The 16,578-nt window shown below is 38.6% G+C and carries 15 protein-coding genes; 5 read left to right on the top strand and 10 right to left on the bottom strand.

Annotation, left to right across the window (positions count from 1 at the left end; genetic code table 11):
• The first annotated feature begins 497 nt into the window (after window positions 1-497).
• Window positions 498-947 (top strand): RNA recognition motif domain-containing protein, encoded by a 450-nt coding sequence (locus ACMUMK_RS15350; protein WP_414702015.1) that lies wholly within the window; start codon window positions 498-500, stop codon window positions 945-947.
• Between the two features lie 89 nt (window positions 948-1,036).
• Here the strand turns inward: ACMUMK_RS15350 and ACMUMK_RS15345 are convergent, their stop codons facing one another.
• Window positions 1,037-2,419: a DUF5610 domain-containing protein gene (locus tag ACMUMK_RS15345; protein WP_414702014.1), complete on the bottom strand. Its 1,383-nt coding sequence runs from the start codon at window positions 2,417-2,419 to the stop codon at window positions 1,037-1,039.
• 169 nt (window positions 2,420-2,588) lie between these two features.
• Here ACMUMK_RS15345 and trmA point away from each other — a divergent pair, with 169 nt between their 5' ends.
• Window positions 2,589-3,686, top strand: a complete 1,098-nt coding sequence (trmA, locus tag ACMUMK_RS15340) for a tRNA (uridine(54)-C5)-methyltransferase TrmA (RefSeq protein ID WP_414702013.1) — start codon at window positions 2,589-2,591, stop codon at window positions 3,684-3,686.
• 1 nt (window position 3,687) lies between these two features.
• Here the strand turns inward: trmA and fabR are convergent, their stop codons facing one another.
• Window positions 3,688-4,308, bottom strand: coding sequence for an HTH-type transcriptional repressor FabR (gene fabR / locus ACMUMK_RS15335; RefSeq protein ID WP_414702027.1), 621 nt, complete (start codon window positions 4,306-4,308; stop codon window positions 3,688-3,690).
• A 151-nt stretch (window positions 4,309-4,459) separates the two neighbouring features.
• Between fabR and ACMUMK_RS15330 the strand changes: the two genes are divergently transcribed.
• On the top strand, window positions 4,460-5,596 hold the full coding sequence (locus ACMUMK_RS15330) for a fatty acid desaturase (protein WP_414702012.1): 1,137 nt from the start codon (window positions 4,460-4,462) through the stop codon (window positions 5,594-5,596).
• A 46-nt stretch (window positions 5,597-5,642) separates the two neighbouring features.
• The gene (locus ACMUMK_RS15325; RefSeq protein WP_414702011.1) at window positions 5,643-6,203 is read left to right on the top strand and encodes a uracil-DNA glycosylase family protein; all 561 of its coding nucleotides are present in this window, start codon (window positions 5,643-5,645) and stop codon (window positions 6,201-6,203) included.
• 10 nt (window positions 6,204-6,213) lie between these two features.
• Here ACMUMK_RS15325 and ACMUMK_RS15320 read toward each other — a convergent pair whose 3' ends face one another.
• A complete protein-coding gene (locus ACMUMK_RS15320; protein ID WP_414702010.1) occupies window positions 6,214-8,442 on the bottom strand; it encodes an EAL domain-containing protein in 2,229 nt (742 codons plus the stop codon).
• A 161-nt stretch (window positions 8,443-8,603) separates the two neighbouring features.
• Between ACMUMK_RS15320 and ACMUMK_RS15315 the strand changes: the two genes are divergently transcribed.
• Window positions 8,604-9,500 carry a TIGR03899 family protein gene (locus ACMUMK_RS15315; RefSeq protein WP_414702009.1) on the top strand — a complete coding sequence of 299 codons (897 nt, stop codon included), beginning with the start codon at window positions 8,604-8,606 and terminating at the stop codon, window positions 9,498-9,500.
• A 48-nt stretch (window positions 9,501-9,548) separates the two neighbouring features.
• Here the strand turns inward: ACMUMK_RS15315 and ACMUMK_RS15310 are convergent, their stop codons facing one another.
• The 7 genes from ACMUMK_RS15310 to ACMUMK_RS15280 form a co-directional block, all read right to left on the bottom strand.
• Window positions 9,549-10,298 (bottom strand): phosphoadenylyl-sulfate reductase, encoded by a 750-nt coding sequence (locus tag ACMUMK_RS15310; protein ID WP_414702008.1) that lies wholly within the window; start codon window positions 10,296-10,298, stop codon window positions 9,549-9,551.
• On the bottom strand, window positions 10,276-12,006 hold the full coding sequence (gene cysI / locus ACMUMK_RS15305) for an assimilatory sulfite reductase (NADPH) hemoprotein subunit (protein ID WP_414702007.1): 1,731 nt from the start codon (window positions 12,004-12,006) through the stop codon (window positions 10,276-10,278). Before cysI ends, ACMUMK_RS15310 begins: the two co-directional genes overlap by 23 nt.
• Window positions 12,006-13,811, bottom strand: coding sequence for an assimilatory sulfite reductase (NADPH) flavoprotein subunit (locus ACMUMK_RS15300; RefSeq protein WP_414702006.1), 1,806 nt, complete (start codon window positions 13,809-13,811; stop codon window positions 12,006-12,008). The genes cysI and ACMUMK_RS15300 overlap by 1 nt, the downstream gene beginning before the upstream one ends.
• A gap of 111 nt (window positions 13,812-13,922) precedes the next feature.
• The gene (locus tag ACMUMK_RS15295) at window positions 13,923-14,690 is read right to left on the bottom strand and encodes a TIGR04219 family outer membrane beta-barrel protein (protein WP_414702005.1); all 768 of its coding nucleotides are present in this window, start codon (window positions 14,688-14,690) and stop codon (window positions 13,923-13,925) included.
• A 3-nt stretch (window positions 14,691-14,693) separates the two neighbouring features.
• Window positions 14,694-15,686, bottom strand: coding sequence for a DUF2333 family protein (locus ACMUMK_RS15290; protein ID WP_414702004.1), 993 nt, complete (start codon window positions 15,684-15,686; stop codon window positions 14,694-14,696).
• 10 nt (window positions 15,687-15,696) lie between these two features.
• Window positions 15,697-16,134: a copper chaperone PCu(A)C gene (locus ACMUMK_RS15285; RefSeq protein WP_414702003.1), complete on the bottom strand. Its 438-nt coding sequence runs from the start codon at window positions 16,132-16,134 to the stop codon at window positions 15,697-15,699.
• A gap of 107 nt (window positions 16,135-16,241) precedes the next feature.
• Entirely contained in the window at window positions 16,242-16,574 is a 333-nt protein-coding gene (locus tag ACMUMK_RS15280) for a hypothetical protein (protein ID WP_414702002.1), read from the bottom strand.
• Window positions 16,575-16,578 lie beyond the last annotated feature (4 nt).

Here is a 16,578-nt window from a genome sequence, read left to right as displayed (position 1 = left end):
CACTAAGTGAATGTCCACACAGATTGTCTTGTTCTAATTGTTAAAGAGCGTTGCTAACTTCGTTAGCGGCTTAAGTTGTCCGTAGACCCTCTTAAGCGGGAGGCGTATAATACGCCGTTAAATCTTGATGTCAACGTTTTAATTTAAATTATTTTCAAATTAAATCTCGCTACATCCCGCTTCAAATATACCTCTTAAGTATGTGCAACAAACCAATCAAATTGACTCTGTTGCCGGTGACCTAGGTTGTTGTAACCGGTCTCCCTTGAAGCGAGGGCGCATTATAGAGATAACACATCCCTATGCAACACTTTATTTCATTTTTTATTTCAACCGCTTGTTTTTCATCCAAATGATTATAAATATCACCATTTTTCCACTTCAACTACATTTATATAGGTAAGTCTTCTTCCTTATTGTTTGCGAATGGCAATTAAATCAGTAACATGAGGACGCTATTTAATCTTAATTAACCATAACCACTTTTAGGTAAGCGTATGAATCCATCTTTTATTTTTAATATTGTTATCGCCATTGTTATCGCCGTAATTATGTATTTCCTTTTACCGATTATCTCTACAGACATTTCTATATCTTTAGCTGCAGCTATTGGCGCATTAGTTGGGGGTGTTTTAACGCCTTTAATATATAGTTTAATTAACTCACCTACTGCAGAAGGTGAAACAACGAATGAAATTTCAACCTTATATGTAGGTAACCTTCCATATCGAGCAAATGAACAAGCAGTACAAGAGTATTTTGAACAACAAGGAAAGGTTGTTTCGGTACGCCTGATGAAAGACAGAAGAACAGGTAAAAGGAAAGGTTATGGATTTGTAGAAATGGATGCTAAAGGTGCCAATAAAGCAATTAAGCATTTAAATGACACTAGTTTCCAAGAGCGTACTCTTAAAGTTCGGCTTGCAAAGGATAAAGTAGAAGACTAAGACACTAAAAAATTCGCAACAGTAAAATTAAAGCCCCTTATTGTAAAATACAATAAGGGGCTTTTTTCATTCAATAGCCATTAGCTGAATTAACTCTGAGGTTGGAAACCCACTGGTAAATTATTTATTAGATTTTGATTAAACTCGTTAAACCTATTAATTGCTGAAATCAAATCAGGCGTTGCAACATCACTTCCCAATCGATTTATTAGCTCATTCACTACATTTTCATATGACTCACTACTTTCAAACTGACTTCTAGAGCCGTCTAAAACGTTAAGTAGCTTATCGAGGTAATCTGCAACAGGTGAAACAGCTTTAGCAGGTTCACTTTCGGTATTTTCATCATCAAAGCGAGACACTGTTTCATAGGCCTTAATCACTTGAGTATTTTCAACTTTAGTCAATTGCAATGCAAAGCCTGTAAGCTCCTTCTCATCATAACCTAGCTCTAATGCTTGATTAAAAGCTGTTTCTATATCACCGTTAAAAAATTCTTCAGCCAATTCATAGGTATCGGCAACTAAGCTACCAATAGCCTCAAGCTCAGCTTCATCAAGTTCTCCTTTAACAGAAAAAGATAGTGAACTTTCTTGAAAATACACAACCTTCTGTTGCAGTAACGGAGCGTCTTCTTGGTTAACAATATCTTCAGTAATAGCATTCTCAGTATCTGTAACATCAACATCCGCCGCGGCAGCAACAGCTGTAGTACCAGTGATAGTATCTGTGATTGGCTGCGGTTGCTCTGGTGTAACCTCAGCGATTTGCTCTTGAGATTTCTCGAGTATTTCCTCCTGACTAATCTGTAGCTGCTCTATGTCATCAAACGTCAGGCGAACTTGGTCACCATCTTTAGTACGAATATACAATTCGCCCTGCTGAAGTTTAAGATTAGAAACATCAGTTGTCACAGTGGTACCTGTTTCGTCAACATTACTTAATTCTGTGGCGGTACCAAATACTTTTTCACGAAGCTTTTCTATACCTTGCTCAATAAGAGTTTTACTTTGATTTATTCCCTCAGCAATATCTTCATTCATAAAGCCAGCTAAATCTTGCTCTGCTAACTTAACTCCTCTTAATACTCCAGATAATGCTTGGTCAAACAATTCATTCAATTCTTCTTCATTGGCGCCTTTGTTTTGTGCATTAGTAATAGCACCGCTCACAAAATTTAAAACATTCTTTGTCACTTCTTCAAAATTGAACAATGACTCTTCTGTTTTTTCTTTTTCGGCTACAGAAAAATTAAGCTTTTGCCGATTTACCTCTAAAGAGCTGTTCATAGAGTTTGCGTAAATACGCACCCCAAAACTTTTACTTGAACTAAAGGTATCACTTTGCAAACTGGTTTGAGTTCGCATGGCTTGTTCTAACCCCGAGTCCCGCAATTTATTCTGGATGCTATTTTCCGCCCCCAAATGCTGGGGTTTATCGCCTAAAAAGGCTTTCAACTGATTAATATTCATTACAGATACCTCACTATCCTCAACTAATATTATCGGCAGCTACTCTACAAGATTTAATAATATCTGCATAAAATATCATCAACTTATATTCTTCAGAGCTTTTAAACTGTTGAAGTCTTACCAAAAACACATTACCTTGCCGCTTTTATATCAAAGTATAGGGCAGGCCATGCGACCAACAGACATTAATCCAGGCAACTATGGCGAACAACTACAGCAAAAATACACAACTGTACGACAAGAGTTCGCTGAGTTTTCCATGCCTGAATTAGAAACATTTGAGTCTAGTCCTGTAAATTACAGATTTCGTGCAGAATTTAGGCTATGGCATGATGGCGAAGAGCTTAACCATGTCATGTTTGATCAAGCGACCAAAGAAAAATATCAGGTACATACATTCCCACCTGCATGTCTTTTAATAAACAACCTAATGAAAGACTTACTATCGGAGCTCAAAACAAATGAAGTTGCCCGTCAAAAGCTCTTTCAGATTGATTACTTAGCTACATTAAGTGGTGAAATCGTAGCTTCTTTGCTTTATCACAAAACCCTAGATGATAGCTGGGTTAAAGAAATACAAACCATACTGAATAAGCTAAGAAAAACATATAAAGTAGATATTATTGGCCGTGCAAAAAAGCAAAAAATAGTTCTTGATAAAGATTATGCAACAGAAAAGCTCTTAATCAATAAACAAGCTTTTACTTTTAAGCAAATCGAAAATAGCTTTACCCAGCCTAATGCCATGGTCAATATTAAAATGATTGAGTGGGCATTGGATATTACTAAAAATAGTGATGGTGACTTACTTGAACTTTACTGTGGGGCTGGAAATTTCTCTGTACCATTAGCGCAAAACTTTAGAAAGGTACTCGCGACTGAAATATCCAAGACTTCTGTTGCGGCTGCACAACATAATATTCAAGATAACAATATAGATAATTTGAAAATTATCCGTATGTCCAGTGAAGAGTTTGTGCAGGCGCAACAAGGTATTCGAGAGTTTCGTCGCTTAGAAGGAGTTAACTTAAAGGATTATGACTGTAAAACAGTATTAGTGGATCCACCTAGAGCAGGTTTAGACGATGCCACTGTAGATATGATCAAAGCCTATGAGAATATCGTCTATATATCTTGTAACCCTGAAACCTTAAAGCACAATTTAAGAACATTATTAAAAACTCATAAAGTCACGCGTTTCGCGTTATTTGATCAATTTCCTTATACACATCATGCAGAGTGTGGCGTCTATCTTCAGGCGTTATAAGTTAGTCAGTTTGTCTAGCAGACAGCTCAGAAAATGCTTGCAATGCACCGTTAGCAACAAATCTGAGCTGTAGTTTTACGCGCCGACCAACATTTTCCCTTTGCTCTTTGGTTGCATCAAGAGCCTCTGCCCCAGCACTAAAAACAAGCTTTACCATAGCTTCCGCCTGCAAACTTGCAATATTATAAGGTAGTCCTGTTGTGGCTATAGTGTAATCCGTAAGCTCAACGGTAAAATGCTTAATCTCTCTAAGTACCGCTGCTCTAAATGCAGTTGATGTTCCCGTATGCTCTCTTAACAATAAACGGAAAACGTTATTGTTAGCGGTAATAAACTCCATAAAAGTGTCTACAGAAGTGTTAATAACCCCACCACCAGATGCAATTCTTAACCTTGCTTGGCGCATTAACTGACGCAAGGTCAAGCCAGCCTCATCAACTAGGGTTAACCCTAACTCATCTATATCCTTAAAATGCCTATAAAAGGATGTTGGTGCAATTCCTGCTGCTCGAGCCACTTCCCGCAAACTTATACTTGATAAACTACGCTCCTCATCTAATAAAGAAAAGGCAGCTTCAATTATTGTTCTACGAGTCCGTAACTTCTGGTCTTGACGACTTATTGGAGATTCATTAGTAGCTTTCATAATGGTAATTCTAACGCGAAAAGATAAACAATAGACACTATAAAAAGTGTAAAACTCAACATATAGCTTGCTTAAGTGCATCAGCAAAGTAAAATAGCGTACACTTGTAAGCTGAAAGTTACTTCCAATGAAAAAGCCACGCCTCATAATTACCAATATATTGGTATTCGTAATCACCGGACTAATCGCACTTATCTTAGTCCCCTTAGAAGCATTTAAAAACGGCTTTGACCTAATTGAGATTACAGCTTGTATTGTACTTATTTATTTTTCTGGAATGTCTATCACAGCAGGCTATCACAGGCTTTGGTCCCATAAAGCGTTTGAAGCCAACACATTTGTAAAAACAATATTAGCAATTGGTGGTGCCATGGCACTACAAAACAGTATTTTACATTGGTGCTCTGATCATAGGATCCACCACAGACACGTTGATGACAATGAGCGCGACCCATACTCAGCTAAGAAAGGCTTTTGGTATTCTCATATGGGTTGGATGTTAAGGGAATATCAAAGGCACAGATACTCAGATTACAACAACTGCCGCGACTTACAGAAAGATAAAGTAGTTATGTGGCAACATAATAATTATCTAGCGGTCATGCTCACTGCAAACTTTGGTATTCCAATTTTACTGGGTTGGTTAAATGGAGACGTTTGGGGCATGTTACTACTTGCTGGTGTATTCAGGCTGGTAGTTGTTCATCATGTAACATTTTTTATTAATTCATTGGCACATATATGGGGAAGACAACCCTATACAGATGCTAATTCTGCTCGCGACAACGATATTTTAGCATTTTTTACCTTTGGCGAGGGGTATCATAACTACCACCATATTTTTGAATATGATTATAGAAATGGTATCAAGTGGTGGCAATTTGATCCCACTAAATGGTTAATTCGTAGTTTAGCGTTTTTGGGATTAGCAAAGAACTTACGTCGATGCCCAGAAGAGCGAATCGAAAAAGCCAAAGTTGCAATGCAATTAAAGCTAGCCAAAGAAAAAGTGGCAAAGCTACAAAACGCAGAAATAGTGTTGGCGAGAGTTCAGGCAGAGTATGAGCTATTGGCCCAGCGCATGACAGAATACTATGCCGCCAAGAAGCAATTGATGGAGATTAAAAAACAATCTTTACAGCGCAACTACAATAACCTTGAAATTCACTATAAGTATAAAGAACTAAAACAGACTTTAGCGATACAAAAGCAAAGGTGGCTGCAGCTAAACCAATTTGATTTCATGCCTGCTTGTGCTGAATAATGACTCTAATAAATTCAATTTAACAGGTCTTCATCTGGGCTAAAGAATGAGCATACTCAATAAAATCAGATTATGCTCCGAATGCGCCGAATACCTTCCTTTTGAACCTAGGCCTATTTTACAGTTTTCCTCAAAGGCAAAAATCATTATCGTAGGCCAAGCCCCCGGCATTAAAGCTCACGACAACCATAAGCCTTGGAGTGATGCTTCAGGTAATCGCTTGAGAGAGTGGTTACAACTAGACGAAACGCAGTTTTATGATCCTGAGCTTTTATCCATTGTGCCTATGGGGTTTTGTTACCCGGGAAAAGGTAAGTCTGGAGATTTAGCACCTAGACCCGAATGCGCTCCTAAATGGCATCCTAAGCTGTTAGATATAAGCCGCCCAAAACTCATTTTACTAATTGGTAAATATGCACAAGATTATTATCTACCAGACAAAAACAAGCTCACAGAGAGATTACTCAACTGGGAAGCCTACCTTCCAAATTATTTAATCCTTCCTCACCCATCACCACGAAATAACATCTGGCTAAAAAAGCACCCTTGGTTTGAGGAAAAAGTATTACCTGCAATGCGCTTACTACTAGCAGACTGCATGTATTAAGCGCAGAATATTAACTCTGATCTTGAACTAAGAATTCACACAATTGCTCATAAGGCATAGGTTTAGCAAATAAATACCCTTGGGCTTCATCACAGCCTAATTTAAGCATATAACTAGCTTGCTCACGCTTTTCGACGCCTTCAGCAATAGTCGCCAATCCTAATTTAGTGCCAAGGGTAACTATAGTTTCAGCGATAAAAGCAGCTTTACCTGGAGTAATTTCATTCACAAATGAGCGGTCAACTTTAAGTCTGTCTAAGGGGAGCTTTTGCAAATAATTCATAGATGAAAAACCGGTACCAAAATCATCAATTGCGACTTTTACACCAAATATTTTCAACTCTTGAAGCGCCTCGATTACGATATGAGGCTCATCCATTACCACGCTCTCGGTAATTTCTAACTCTATCTTCTCTGGAGAAACACCATAGTCATTAATAATAGACTTAACCATTTCAACAAAATTAGGATCTCTAAATTGTGGCATTGAAATATTTACGGCCATACGTAAATCACCGAAACCTTTGCTCTGTAACTTATTGAGCTGTTTGCAGGCTTCTTCTAATACCCAAATACCTATATCTACAATTAAACCAGAGTATTCTGCTAAAGGAACAAAGACAGCAGGAGAAACAAATCTGCCATCTTCGGTAGGCCAGCGCAATAAGGCTTCTATACCAACAATTTTTTCAGTGACTAAATCCACTTGTGGCTGATACCAAAGTTGTAACTTCTTAGCTTCGAAATCAAGGGCCAACTGCCTGATCATTTCTAATCGCCACTTGGTTTCCTGCTCCATTTCTGGGCAATAGAATTCGTAGTTTATTTTTAAATTTTTCTTGGCTTTGTTTAAGGCAATATTACTTTGCTTAAGAATATTGATCCCAGACTCTGCACGTCCATCTAATCTACAAAAACCAAAAGATGCAGACAAAGTCAGAGAATGCTCTCCGGCTTTAAAAGGTAAAAGAAATAACTCATTCAAAGAGTCTGGATTAATAAATGATTCTGATCCAATCAAACCAAAAACATCTGATCCAATTCTGCCTATTTGTGCATTTTCTAGAAAACGCTCTTCTAAACGTTGTGTTACTGCAATTAGGGTACTATTACCTGCATCTTGCCCAAGCCCATCGTTAATATCAGCAAAATGATTAAGATCAACTAAGGCAACAATAAAGTCTGTACCCCTTAGTTTTCCTGAACAGCAATCATCTAGCATGTTAATAAACTCATTACGGTTAGGTAATTTAGTCAACCAGTCTTTAAATGCAGCCTTACGTAGTTGATGAAATAAATTAACATTTTCGTACCCAACTGAAGCACTCGAGAGGAATACGTCTAATAACTGCCTATCAATCATGTTAATTCTACTACCTGCTTGCAGGTAAACTGCCGCCTCATAATTAGGGCTACGCAAATATAAAACCGTAAATTCTTTTTCGAATATATGCTCTTTGGTTTCAAAGCAACAATTAACATAGTTTCTAACGAAATCATCACTGACGCTATCTAGTTTTTCATTAATACAGGATACAAATTCACCCGTTGCATCGAGCACATATATGTCCTGACCATCTTTATCTAGCGCGGGAGCTTGTGCACACATTAATCCACTTGCATCGACTCCTATTAAGGAATTGATTTGCACTAATAAATCATTACAGAAGCTTTTGATAGTATGCTCTTCCATAAGATTAGCGGAAGAAGTAATAACTTGTTGTAAACCTTGGCGGCTTTGATTGATTGATAAAATCTGTTGGTAGGAGCGTAAAGAGGCAATGATTGTTGTAACCAACCTACTTCTTGTTAACTCAGTCTTAGTCTTGTAATCATTAATATCGTAATCTTTAATGATTCTTTCTTCTGGTGCATAGCCTGGTTGCCCCGTTCTTAAAATAATACGAGGCTCTATAATACCCAGCTCTTCACGCATTTTTCGAGCAACAGCTAAGCCTGCATCATCAGACTCCATGACTACATCGAGCAATATAATCGCTATTGATGCACCCATTTCTTCGATAATTTCTAACGCTTCTGCACCAGAGTATGCATGAACAAAATTCAACGACTTATTACTAACAACAAGATCATTTAATGCCAAACGAGTAACCGAGTGTATTTCCTTATCGTCATCTACGATAAGAATATTCCACATACCGTTTATGTTTGGAACGTCAGAGGCGCTATCTTCTGATAGAAAGATTAACTCGTCATTTTCATATTTATTTAAACTCATCGACTTTCCACCAAACACTGAATTCAGCTAACTCTTTTCACCATGTAAATAGGATTTTTGAGCGAAGTAATTCAAACTTAACATTTTTAATTGCTCATGTAACATGAATTAACGCAATATAAAGGCCTTAGTCAAGTTTTTGGAGTTTTTAGTTAGTTTTTATGAAAATTGAATTACATCATTCACCCAAACCCATACCACTTGACGCTACTAAGTCTAGTCAAGCTAATCCGGCCGTTTCACCAAAACCTGTGCTTGATAAAAAGGTAAGTAAACAACACAGTCAAAAAAAGATAGCGAGTTGGTTCTCACAAGTAGGCATTCATAATGGCTATAAAAACTTAAATGCTCCAAGCCTTGATGAAAAAGTTCGCTTAAAAGAGCAAATTATTGCGCGGCAAAAAGTTAGTAATTTAGAAAGTATACTCGGCCGGGCATTAGATTTATGTTTAGAAGACGGTAAAGATGAGTCAATCGACCCTGATTGGTTTTATAGCTTTGTAAATATGGCCGAAGAAATTTTCTCACCGACTATGCAAGAACTATGGGGTAGAATATTCGCAGTTGAAACAGCAAAACCTGGCAGCTTTTCATTAAAAACTCTCACTGTACTTAAACAGCTCACCCAAAAAGATGCTCAAATATTCCGACAAGCTGTGAATTTAACAAGTTATAAAAAGGGCGAGTCTGCGCCAAGGTTACTAATTGGTTGCTACCAAAAGTCAAACATTTGGTCTTTCTTTAATACCTTTAACAATAAGCAATTAAATTTAGCAGAATATGGATTGAGCTACCCAGACTTACTATCACTCATGGACTTAGGTTTAATTCATCATAGTGAAATTGAATCAGGAGAATTGAGTACTAGTAACCAGGTTGAATGGCGCTGCGCTGGCTCAAAAATAAGGATTGCAGCTAAAAAACGAGGAACAACTTTATTATATTATAAGTTTACAACAACAGGTTCAGAGCTATGTAAACTAGTCAGTAGACAAAAAAGAGATGCCTATACCGATGCCATTTTAACGACCTTGAGCAGGGCATTTACTATTGAATAACCCCATTTGGAAAGCAAATGGGGGGAACCAATAGCAAAACAGCTCTAATTAAATCCCGTCACCAAACTCGTGTAAGCCGCATTCTCTTTTTAAACCAAAGAATCGAGTATCTTGTTCGTTCAAGCTTTCTTCAAGTGAACGAGTGCTATGCCAATCACCGATTGAAACATACCCCTTTTCCCATAATGGGTGATAGGGCAAACCATGCTCTTTTAAATACATATGCACGGTACGGTTAGACCAGTCAATTATGGGGTAAATCTTTGTCTGATCTTTAAGCTGCTGAAGAACTGATAATTTTTCACGCATGTCTGATTGACTACGACGTAAACCAGCAAACCAACTTTTAACATTGAGTTCTTGCAAGGCCTTTTGCATCGGCTCAACTTTATTCATGGTATTGTATTTCTCAATACCCTCAATGCCTTGCTCCCACATTTTACCAAACTTAGCTTCTTGCCAACCGGCAGACAGCTCGGAACGATAAACCTTAAGATTCAGGTTGAGTCGTTCTGTCAATGTCTCAATAAACTGATAAGTTTCAGGGAACAAATACCCTGTATCGGTTAAAACCACAGGAATATCAGGACACTGTTGCGTGACCATGTGTAACATAACCGCAGCTTGAGCACCAAAACTTGACGACAACATAAACTGCTGCGGCAAGTTTTCAAGGGCCCAAGAAACACGTTGCTGTGCAGACTGCTTCTCTAACGATGCATTAACCTCGGCTAATTCATCACTAGAAAAACGTCGGGCAGTAGCTTCACCTAACTCAGATTGTGTAGTTAGGGTCATCGTGAAAATCCTTAGCAGAATTAATAACAGGTTTAACGACTTCTGCTCTTATTAAAAAGTCACCAAATGCTTCATTGGCTTCGCGTTCTTTAGCCCAACGTCCAATTAACACATCTAACTCTTCCATAATTTCGCTTTCATCGATGTTTTCACGATACATTCTAGGTATGCGAGTACCTTGACGATCGCCACCTAAATGGAAGTTATATTTACCTGGGCCTTTACCAACCAAACCTACTTCAGCCAACATTGCTCGGCCACAGCCGTTCGGGCATCCAGTAATACGATAAATAATACTTTCTTCAGGTAAACCATGTTTAGCTAAAAAGCCTTCAATCTTAGTGACTGCATCAGGTAAATAACGCTCTGCTTCAGCCATGGCTAAAGGACAGGTTGGCAAAGATACACAAGCCATAGAGTCTTTACGCTGATTGCTCACTGAATCTGCAATAAGACCATTATCGCGGGCGATTTTTTCAATTTGATCTTTTAACTCAGCAGGAACTCCTGCAACGATTAAATTTTGATTAGCAGTAAGTCTAAAGTCACCAGGGTGTATTTTGGCTATTTCAGCACAACCCGTTTTTAGTGATTTACCCGGATAATCAAGAATACGTCCGTTTTCAATGAATAAGGTTAAATGATGCTTACCATCTACACCTTCAACCCAACCTATACGGTCACCACGTGAAGTAAACTCATAGGCTTTACTAGCAGCAAAGGTTGCACCTGAGCGTTTTTCAACTTCAGCTTTAAAGTTTTCAACCCCAACACGTTCCAAAGTATATTTGGTTTTAGCATTTTTACGGTTTACTCGATTTCCCCAGTCGCGCTGAGTGGTTACAACAGCTTCAGCTACAGCTAAGGTGTGCTCCAATGAAATAAAACCGAAATCATCTGCCTTACGTGGGAAAGTAGAAGTATCTCCGTGGGTCATAGCTAAGCCACCACCAACCAGCACATTAAAGCCAATTAGTTTGCCATTTTCTGCAATCGCCACAAAGTTAAGATCATTCGCATGAACATCAACGTCATTTTGCGGCGGAATTACCACAGTCGTTTTAAATTTACGAGGAAGATAGGTGCTACCTAAAATTGGTTCGTGATCCGTAGTCTCTACTTTCTCACCATCCAACCAAATCTCTGCATAGGCACGAGTTTTAGGTAATAAATGCTCACTTATCTTTTTAGCCCACTCGTAAGCTTCTTGATGTAACTCAGACTCAACAGGGTTAGAAGTACATAATACGTTTCTGTTTACGTCACCAGCGGTAGCAATAGAATCAATGCCAACCTGATTCAGCATCTGATGCATAGGCTTAACGTTAGGCTTTAACACACCATGAAACTGAAAAGTTTGACGAGTGGTTAAACGAATACTTCCGTAAATGCTTTTTTCTTCTGCAAATTTATCAATAGCTAACCATTGGTCAGTTGTAATAATACCGCCTGGTAAACGTGCACGTAACATTACATTTTGTAAAGGTTCTAGCTTTTGTTTAGCACGTTCAGCACGGATATCACGGTCATCTTGTTGATACATTCCGTGAAAACGAATTAACTGGAAGTTATCACCAACAAAGGCTCCAGTTAAATCATCAGTTAGATTTTCAGCTATAGTACCGCGCAAGTAGTTACTTTGGGTTTTTAAGCGTTCATTGTCAGCCAACTTGCCTTCAACAACGAAATTTTTATTATCAGTGCTCATTAATATACATCCTTCTGATAGCGTTTAGCGCGGCGCAAGTCTGAAAGGTATTGCTCTGCTTCTTCTTCGGTTTTACCACCGTGTTCAATAACAATTTTGACAAGTGCATCCTGTACATCTTTAGCCATATGATTAGCATCGCCACACACATAAAAGTGTGCGCCTTTTTCTAACCAGTTATACAATTCAGCGCCTTGCTCTAGCATGCGATGCTGCACGTATATTTTTTCTTCTTGGTCACGAGAAAAGGCTAAAGTTACTTTATTTACTACCCCTTCTTTAACAAAACGTTGCCATTCTGTCTGATACAAAAAGTCTTGGGTATAGTTTGGATTTCCAAAGAACAGCCAGTTTTCACCGCTAGCTTCTTCAGCTTCACGCTGTTGCATGAAAGCTCTAAATGGTGCGATACCTGTGCCTGGACCAACCATAATCACAGGGGTATTGCCGTCGTCAGGTAGCCTGAAGTTATCGTTTGTTTCAACAAACACCTTCACTTCGCCACCTTCATTCAAGCGTTTTGAAAGGAAGCTAGACGCTCCACCTTGATGAACTGAGCCATGGGCTTCAAATTCCACTAAAGCAACAGTTAAGTGTACTTCATCTTCCACTTCTGCCTGACTTGACGCAATAGAATACAATCTTGGAGTCATACCTCGTAATGCATCTACTAATTCTTGAGCAGATAGTTTGGCTGGGTATTGACGAATAATATCAATAATTTGGCGCTCAGCTAAAAACTCACGCAATACCGCTTTATCTTCTAATAATGCATTAAGCTCAACACTGTTAGCAAAACCAGCATAGGCTTGTACAAAACTAGGATAACTTTGCGTCAATTCAAGCTTACTCACTAACACTTGCTTAAGTGAATATTCTTCGCCAGAAAAGGTGACCTTTTCTGCTTCATCCAACTCTAGAGTGCTTATTAACTCAGTTACTAGCTGTACATCATTCTCAAACCAAACACCTAATGCATCACCAGGACGATACTGAATACCCGACTCTTCAAGTGATATTTCAATGTGGCGAATATCTTTTACAGAATCCCGTCCGGTGATTTTTTGACTTTCGAGTAAAGTAGCAGTGAAAGGCGTTTTTTTAGTATATTGAGTTGCCGCAACAGACTGAGCACCTAAATTTAAAGACGGAGTAGCTCCAGCACTTGGCGCTGACAACTCATCTTTAATTTCATGATTTAAACTATCAAACCAAGCAGTTGCGCTAGCATCATAGTCAACATCACAATCTACTCTATCTAAAATTCGAGTCGCACCTAAGTTTTGTAAACGACTGTCAAAATCTTTTGCTGTTTGGCAGAAAAATTCATAGCTGGTATCCCCAAGCCCTAGTACCGCAAACTTAAGGCCATCTAGCTTAGGTGCTTTTTTGCTACCTAAAAAGCTATGTAGGTCTACAGCATCATCAGGCGCTTCGCCTTCACCATGAGTACTTACAACGATAGCCACATGGCTTTCTGTTTTAAGTTGCTTATTCTTGTAATCAGCCATATTGACTAATTTAGAAGGAAGATTTAACGCATCTAATTTTGCTTTGTACTCTTCTGCCACAGCTTTAGCATTACCTGTCTGTGAGCCATACAAAATAGTTATAGAGTTAGATGGACCAGCCGTCACGCTTGGTATAGTGCTACCTTGGCCATTTTGCGCCAAGCCTGCAAAGTATCCACTTAGCCATGTAAGCTGTTGTGGATTTAAAGTGGCCGAAGCCTGACTAATTTGAGCCCACTGGTTTTCATTTAATCCAGCAGCAAACCCTGGGGTTTGATTTATTGGTGAAGTCATAAGATCGCTAACCGTTATTAATACAAGGGTAGATTAGCGATCTATAAGAGCAACAGGAAAGAATAAAAACTGATTCTTTATAACCAAATCAGATGAAATTATTACAAAATGTTAAAAGTGTACTTCTAACCCAGCAAAAGGCCCTTTAAATTCTAGATCTGAATAGATGTCGTTATTGTTATCGCTGTAATCTAATTCTAAGGTTACTGCTCTGTAACCCACCTGAAAAGTTACATCTATAGCCAAGTTTTCTATCAAACTATAGGTGATAACCGCTTGATAATCTGACAAGGTATTATCATCAAGGCTCAAGTAGCTCCCTTCGACATATGCTCCAAAGCCAGTAAATGGGATCCCTAGAGCTAACCTAGAATATAGCATTGGAATAGGTACAGAAAAATCTAAGGTCTCTGTTCTATTAGGCTCATCTTTTTCAGTCACTATAAATTCGCCTTCAAGATATTTGGCGTTAATACCAAAATCAAAGCTAATCAAGTCATTATCAAAAAATTCATAATACAAAATAATATCAGTGGCGGTTAAATCCACTTGGGTATACGCATCTGAGTTTGCAGAAAACAACTGATCATTAAACTCAAAGTTACTATCAAAGTTAACATCACCTTCGGTGTTCATGTCAGCTCTTTGTAACTTGATATTAGGAATTAGTGGGATGGGGTGTTCAAGGGCCACGTAAATATTGGTATTAGTCTGAGTATCAAAATTGAAGTCTCTGTTATCACCATCATCAGAAAACCCACCTGTGGTTTCCATGTTCCAACCCTGCGCCCCTGCATACAATCCTAATAAGGTATCTGCTTGGCTAGACAAGCTGGAGCATAATGCAATAACCCCTAATGTAATTGCCGTTTTTTTCATTGTTTATCCTTGATTAAGTAGTTCGCTTAACTCGATTAAAGCAGCATTTGCACGAGAAATATAGTTCGCCATTACTAACGAGTGATTAGCAAGCATACCAAAGCCACTGCCATTTAATATTACAGGACTCCAGATTGATTCTTGAGTGGCTTCTAGCTCACGAATAATTTGCTGTAAACTGACCTTAGCGTTCTTTTTTTCTAGAACATCAGCAAAATCTACTTCAACTGCTTTTAGAAAATGTAATAAGGCCCAGCTAGCACCGCGAGCTTCATAAAAATTGTTGTCTAAACGCCACCAGCTGGTTTTATCTACTAACTTATGGGCAGTAGGAGTAGACTGAGTCGCTGCTGCATCACCGGCTAAATTAGTATCGATACGGTCTTGCCCAACACTTGCACTTAACCGTTGTGATAAGCTGCCTAGACGTTTTTCCATTTGCTTTAACCAATCTCTTAAGTTATCAGCGCGGGCATAAAACTGGCCCTGTTGTAATGATACGTCTGCTAAGCTTGCTCGGTAAAGATAGAGGTTATCTATGCCTTCTTGATATTTTGACTCGGCAGAAGGCAATATCCAGCTTAAACTATCATTATTAAATTGTGGCTGGGCCTTGGTTAGATGTGCATTTTCTACAGACTGGCTTTGTGAGCGACTAAAATCTTTTCGCATGGCTAATGCCAAATCTCGCGTCATTTCTAGTACACCAAATTCCCAACTTGGCATATTGTCCATCATCACACTTGGCGGGATAACATCATTTGAAAGATACCCACCATTTTTGTTTAGCAATACCTCAGCAACCGCTATCAAGCTCGTTGTCATAGTGTATCCTGGGACCACTTTCTCATTTTTAACTTGAGCATTTTGCTGAGCTAACTCTCTAGGCTCAAAACGGTCAGGTTCAACGCTCCAATAAATTGATAGTAGCCACAACAAAAAAACAAGTAGTGCAAATGCACTTATTATTCGTTTGGGCGTAATATATTTTTTCATTCAAATATCCTTAATGATGATGAGCATGGGATGGGCGGGCAACTGTCGCGATGAAGTCTAGCGTTTTTCCATCTAGCGTCAGTAAACGTATACTAACTTCTTGATGTTCAGTTAGTTTTTGATTCAATCCAAACAACATAATATGTAAACCACCTGGTTTAAACTGCACAGTTTCCTCAGGCTCTATCTTAACTGATTCCTGTTGTTGCATACTCATCATATCATTTACTAAAACGTGATTATGTAATTCTACTTTATCTGCAATAGTAGAAGATGCACTCACTAATATTTCAGTTTTATTTGAGAGGTTTTCAATTGAAAAATAAGCAGATGTGTTTGGCACTCCAGGGGGGAGTAGCCTAACGGTTGCATTAGTCACAACTAATTCTGCGTGCCCTAAAAAACTAGTCATTCCTAATAAAATAATGAAAGCCCGTAACATAAACATTCCACACCTAACAAATAATCAGACCTTGATTATTCAGCAATCACTGAGTCATGCCAAGCCTTGTTTATATTTTTATGTCCTAGTCAACACAAAGTTGTTGGCCTGATTTAATATGCTGAAGACGGTCGGTCTCTCACTAGCAAATAAATAATGATAGAAACTAAAATAACAGGCCAAAACATGCCTATCCCTGCTGCAAATACCCCTAACACACTTACAATCAAAACCAATGCGATTGCAGCAACAACACTAAAGGCCACCACAAATCCAACAAGTACCAATAAAACAACAACCCCAGTAGCGGCTAGAATTGACGTGAGTGGCTCAAGCTCATAATCAGATAAGACAAGATGCATATCAAACCACTCAGTCGCCACATGACCAAAACAGTAGGCCAGCACGGCCCCAATCAATACCGCTAAAAAAAGATTCTTTAACATAATA

This window comes from Paraglaciecola sp. 2405UD69-4 (genome assembly GCF_047525415.1).
In the GTDB taxonomy this organism is placed as follows: Bacteria; Pseudomonadota; Gammaproteobacteria; order Enterobacterales; family Alteromonadaceae; genus Paraglaciecola.
Note: the sequence above shows the minus strand (reverse complement) of the source record. Positions and strands in the feature narration are given on the sequence as shown.

Excerpts from the sequence above, each read along its gene's own strand:
- ACMUMK_RS15345 (WP_414702014.1), bottom strand. The coding sequence starts at position 2,419 with ATGAATATTAATCAGTTGAAAGCCTTTTTAGGCGATAAACCCCAGCAT.
- ACMUMK_RS15330 (WP_414702012.1), top strand. The coding sequence starts at position 4,460 with ATGAAAAAGCCACGCCTCATAATTACCAATATATTGGTATTCGTAATC.
- ACMUMK_RS15285 (WP_414702003.1), bottom strand. The coding sequence starts at position 16,134 with ATGTTTATGTTACGGGCTTTCATTATTTTATTAGGAATGACTAGTTTT.
- ACMUMK_RS15280 (WP_414702002.1), bottom strand. The coding sequence starts at position 16,574 with ATGTTAAAGAATCTTTTTTTAGCGGTATTGATTGGGGCCGTGCTGGCC.
- ACMUMK_RS15295 (WP_414702005.1), bottom strand. The coding sequence starts at position 14,690 with ATGAAAAAAACGGCAATTACATTAGGGGTTATTGCATTATGCTCCAGC.
- ACMUMK_RS15300 (WP_414702006.1), bottom strand. The coding sequence starts at position 13,811 with ATGACTTCACCAATAAATCAAACCCCAGGGTTTGCTGCTGGATTAAAT.
- ACMUMK_RS15315 (WP_414702009.1), top strand. The coding sequence starts at position 8,604 with ATGAAAATTGAATTACATCATTCACCCAAACCCATACCACTTGACGCT.
- ACMUMK_RS15320 (WP_414702010.1), bottom strand. The coding sequence starts at position 8,442 with ATGAGTTTAAATAAATATGAAAATGACGAGTTAATCTTTCTATCAGAA.
- ACMUMK_RS15290 (WP_414702004.1), bottom strand. The coding sequence starts at position 15,686 with ATGAAAAAATATATTACGCCCAAACGAATAATAAGTGCATTTGCACTA.
- ACMUMK_RS15325 (WP_414702011.1), top strand. The coding sequence starts at position 5,643 with ATGAGCATACTCAATAAAATCAGATTATGCTCCGAATGCGCCGAATAC.
- ACMUMK_RS15350 (WP_414702015.1), top strand. The coding sequence starts at position 498 with ATGAATCCATCTTTTATTTTTAATATTGTTATCGCCATTGTTATCGCC.
- cysI (WP_414702007.1), bottom strand. The coding sequence starts at position 12,006 with ATGAGCACTGATAATAAAAATTTCGTTGTTGAAGGCAAGTTGGCTGAC.
- trmA (WP_414702013.1), top strand. The coding sequence starts at position 2,589 with ATGCGACCAACAGACATTAATCCAGGCAACTATGGCGAACAACTACAG.
- ACMUMK_RS15310 (WP_414702008.1), bottom strand. The coding sequence starts at position 10,298 with ATGACCCTAACTACACAATCTGAGTTAGGTGAAGCTACTGCCCGACGT.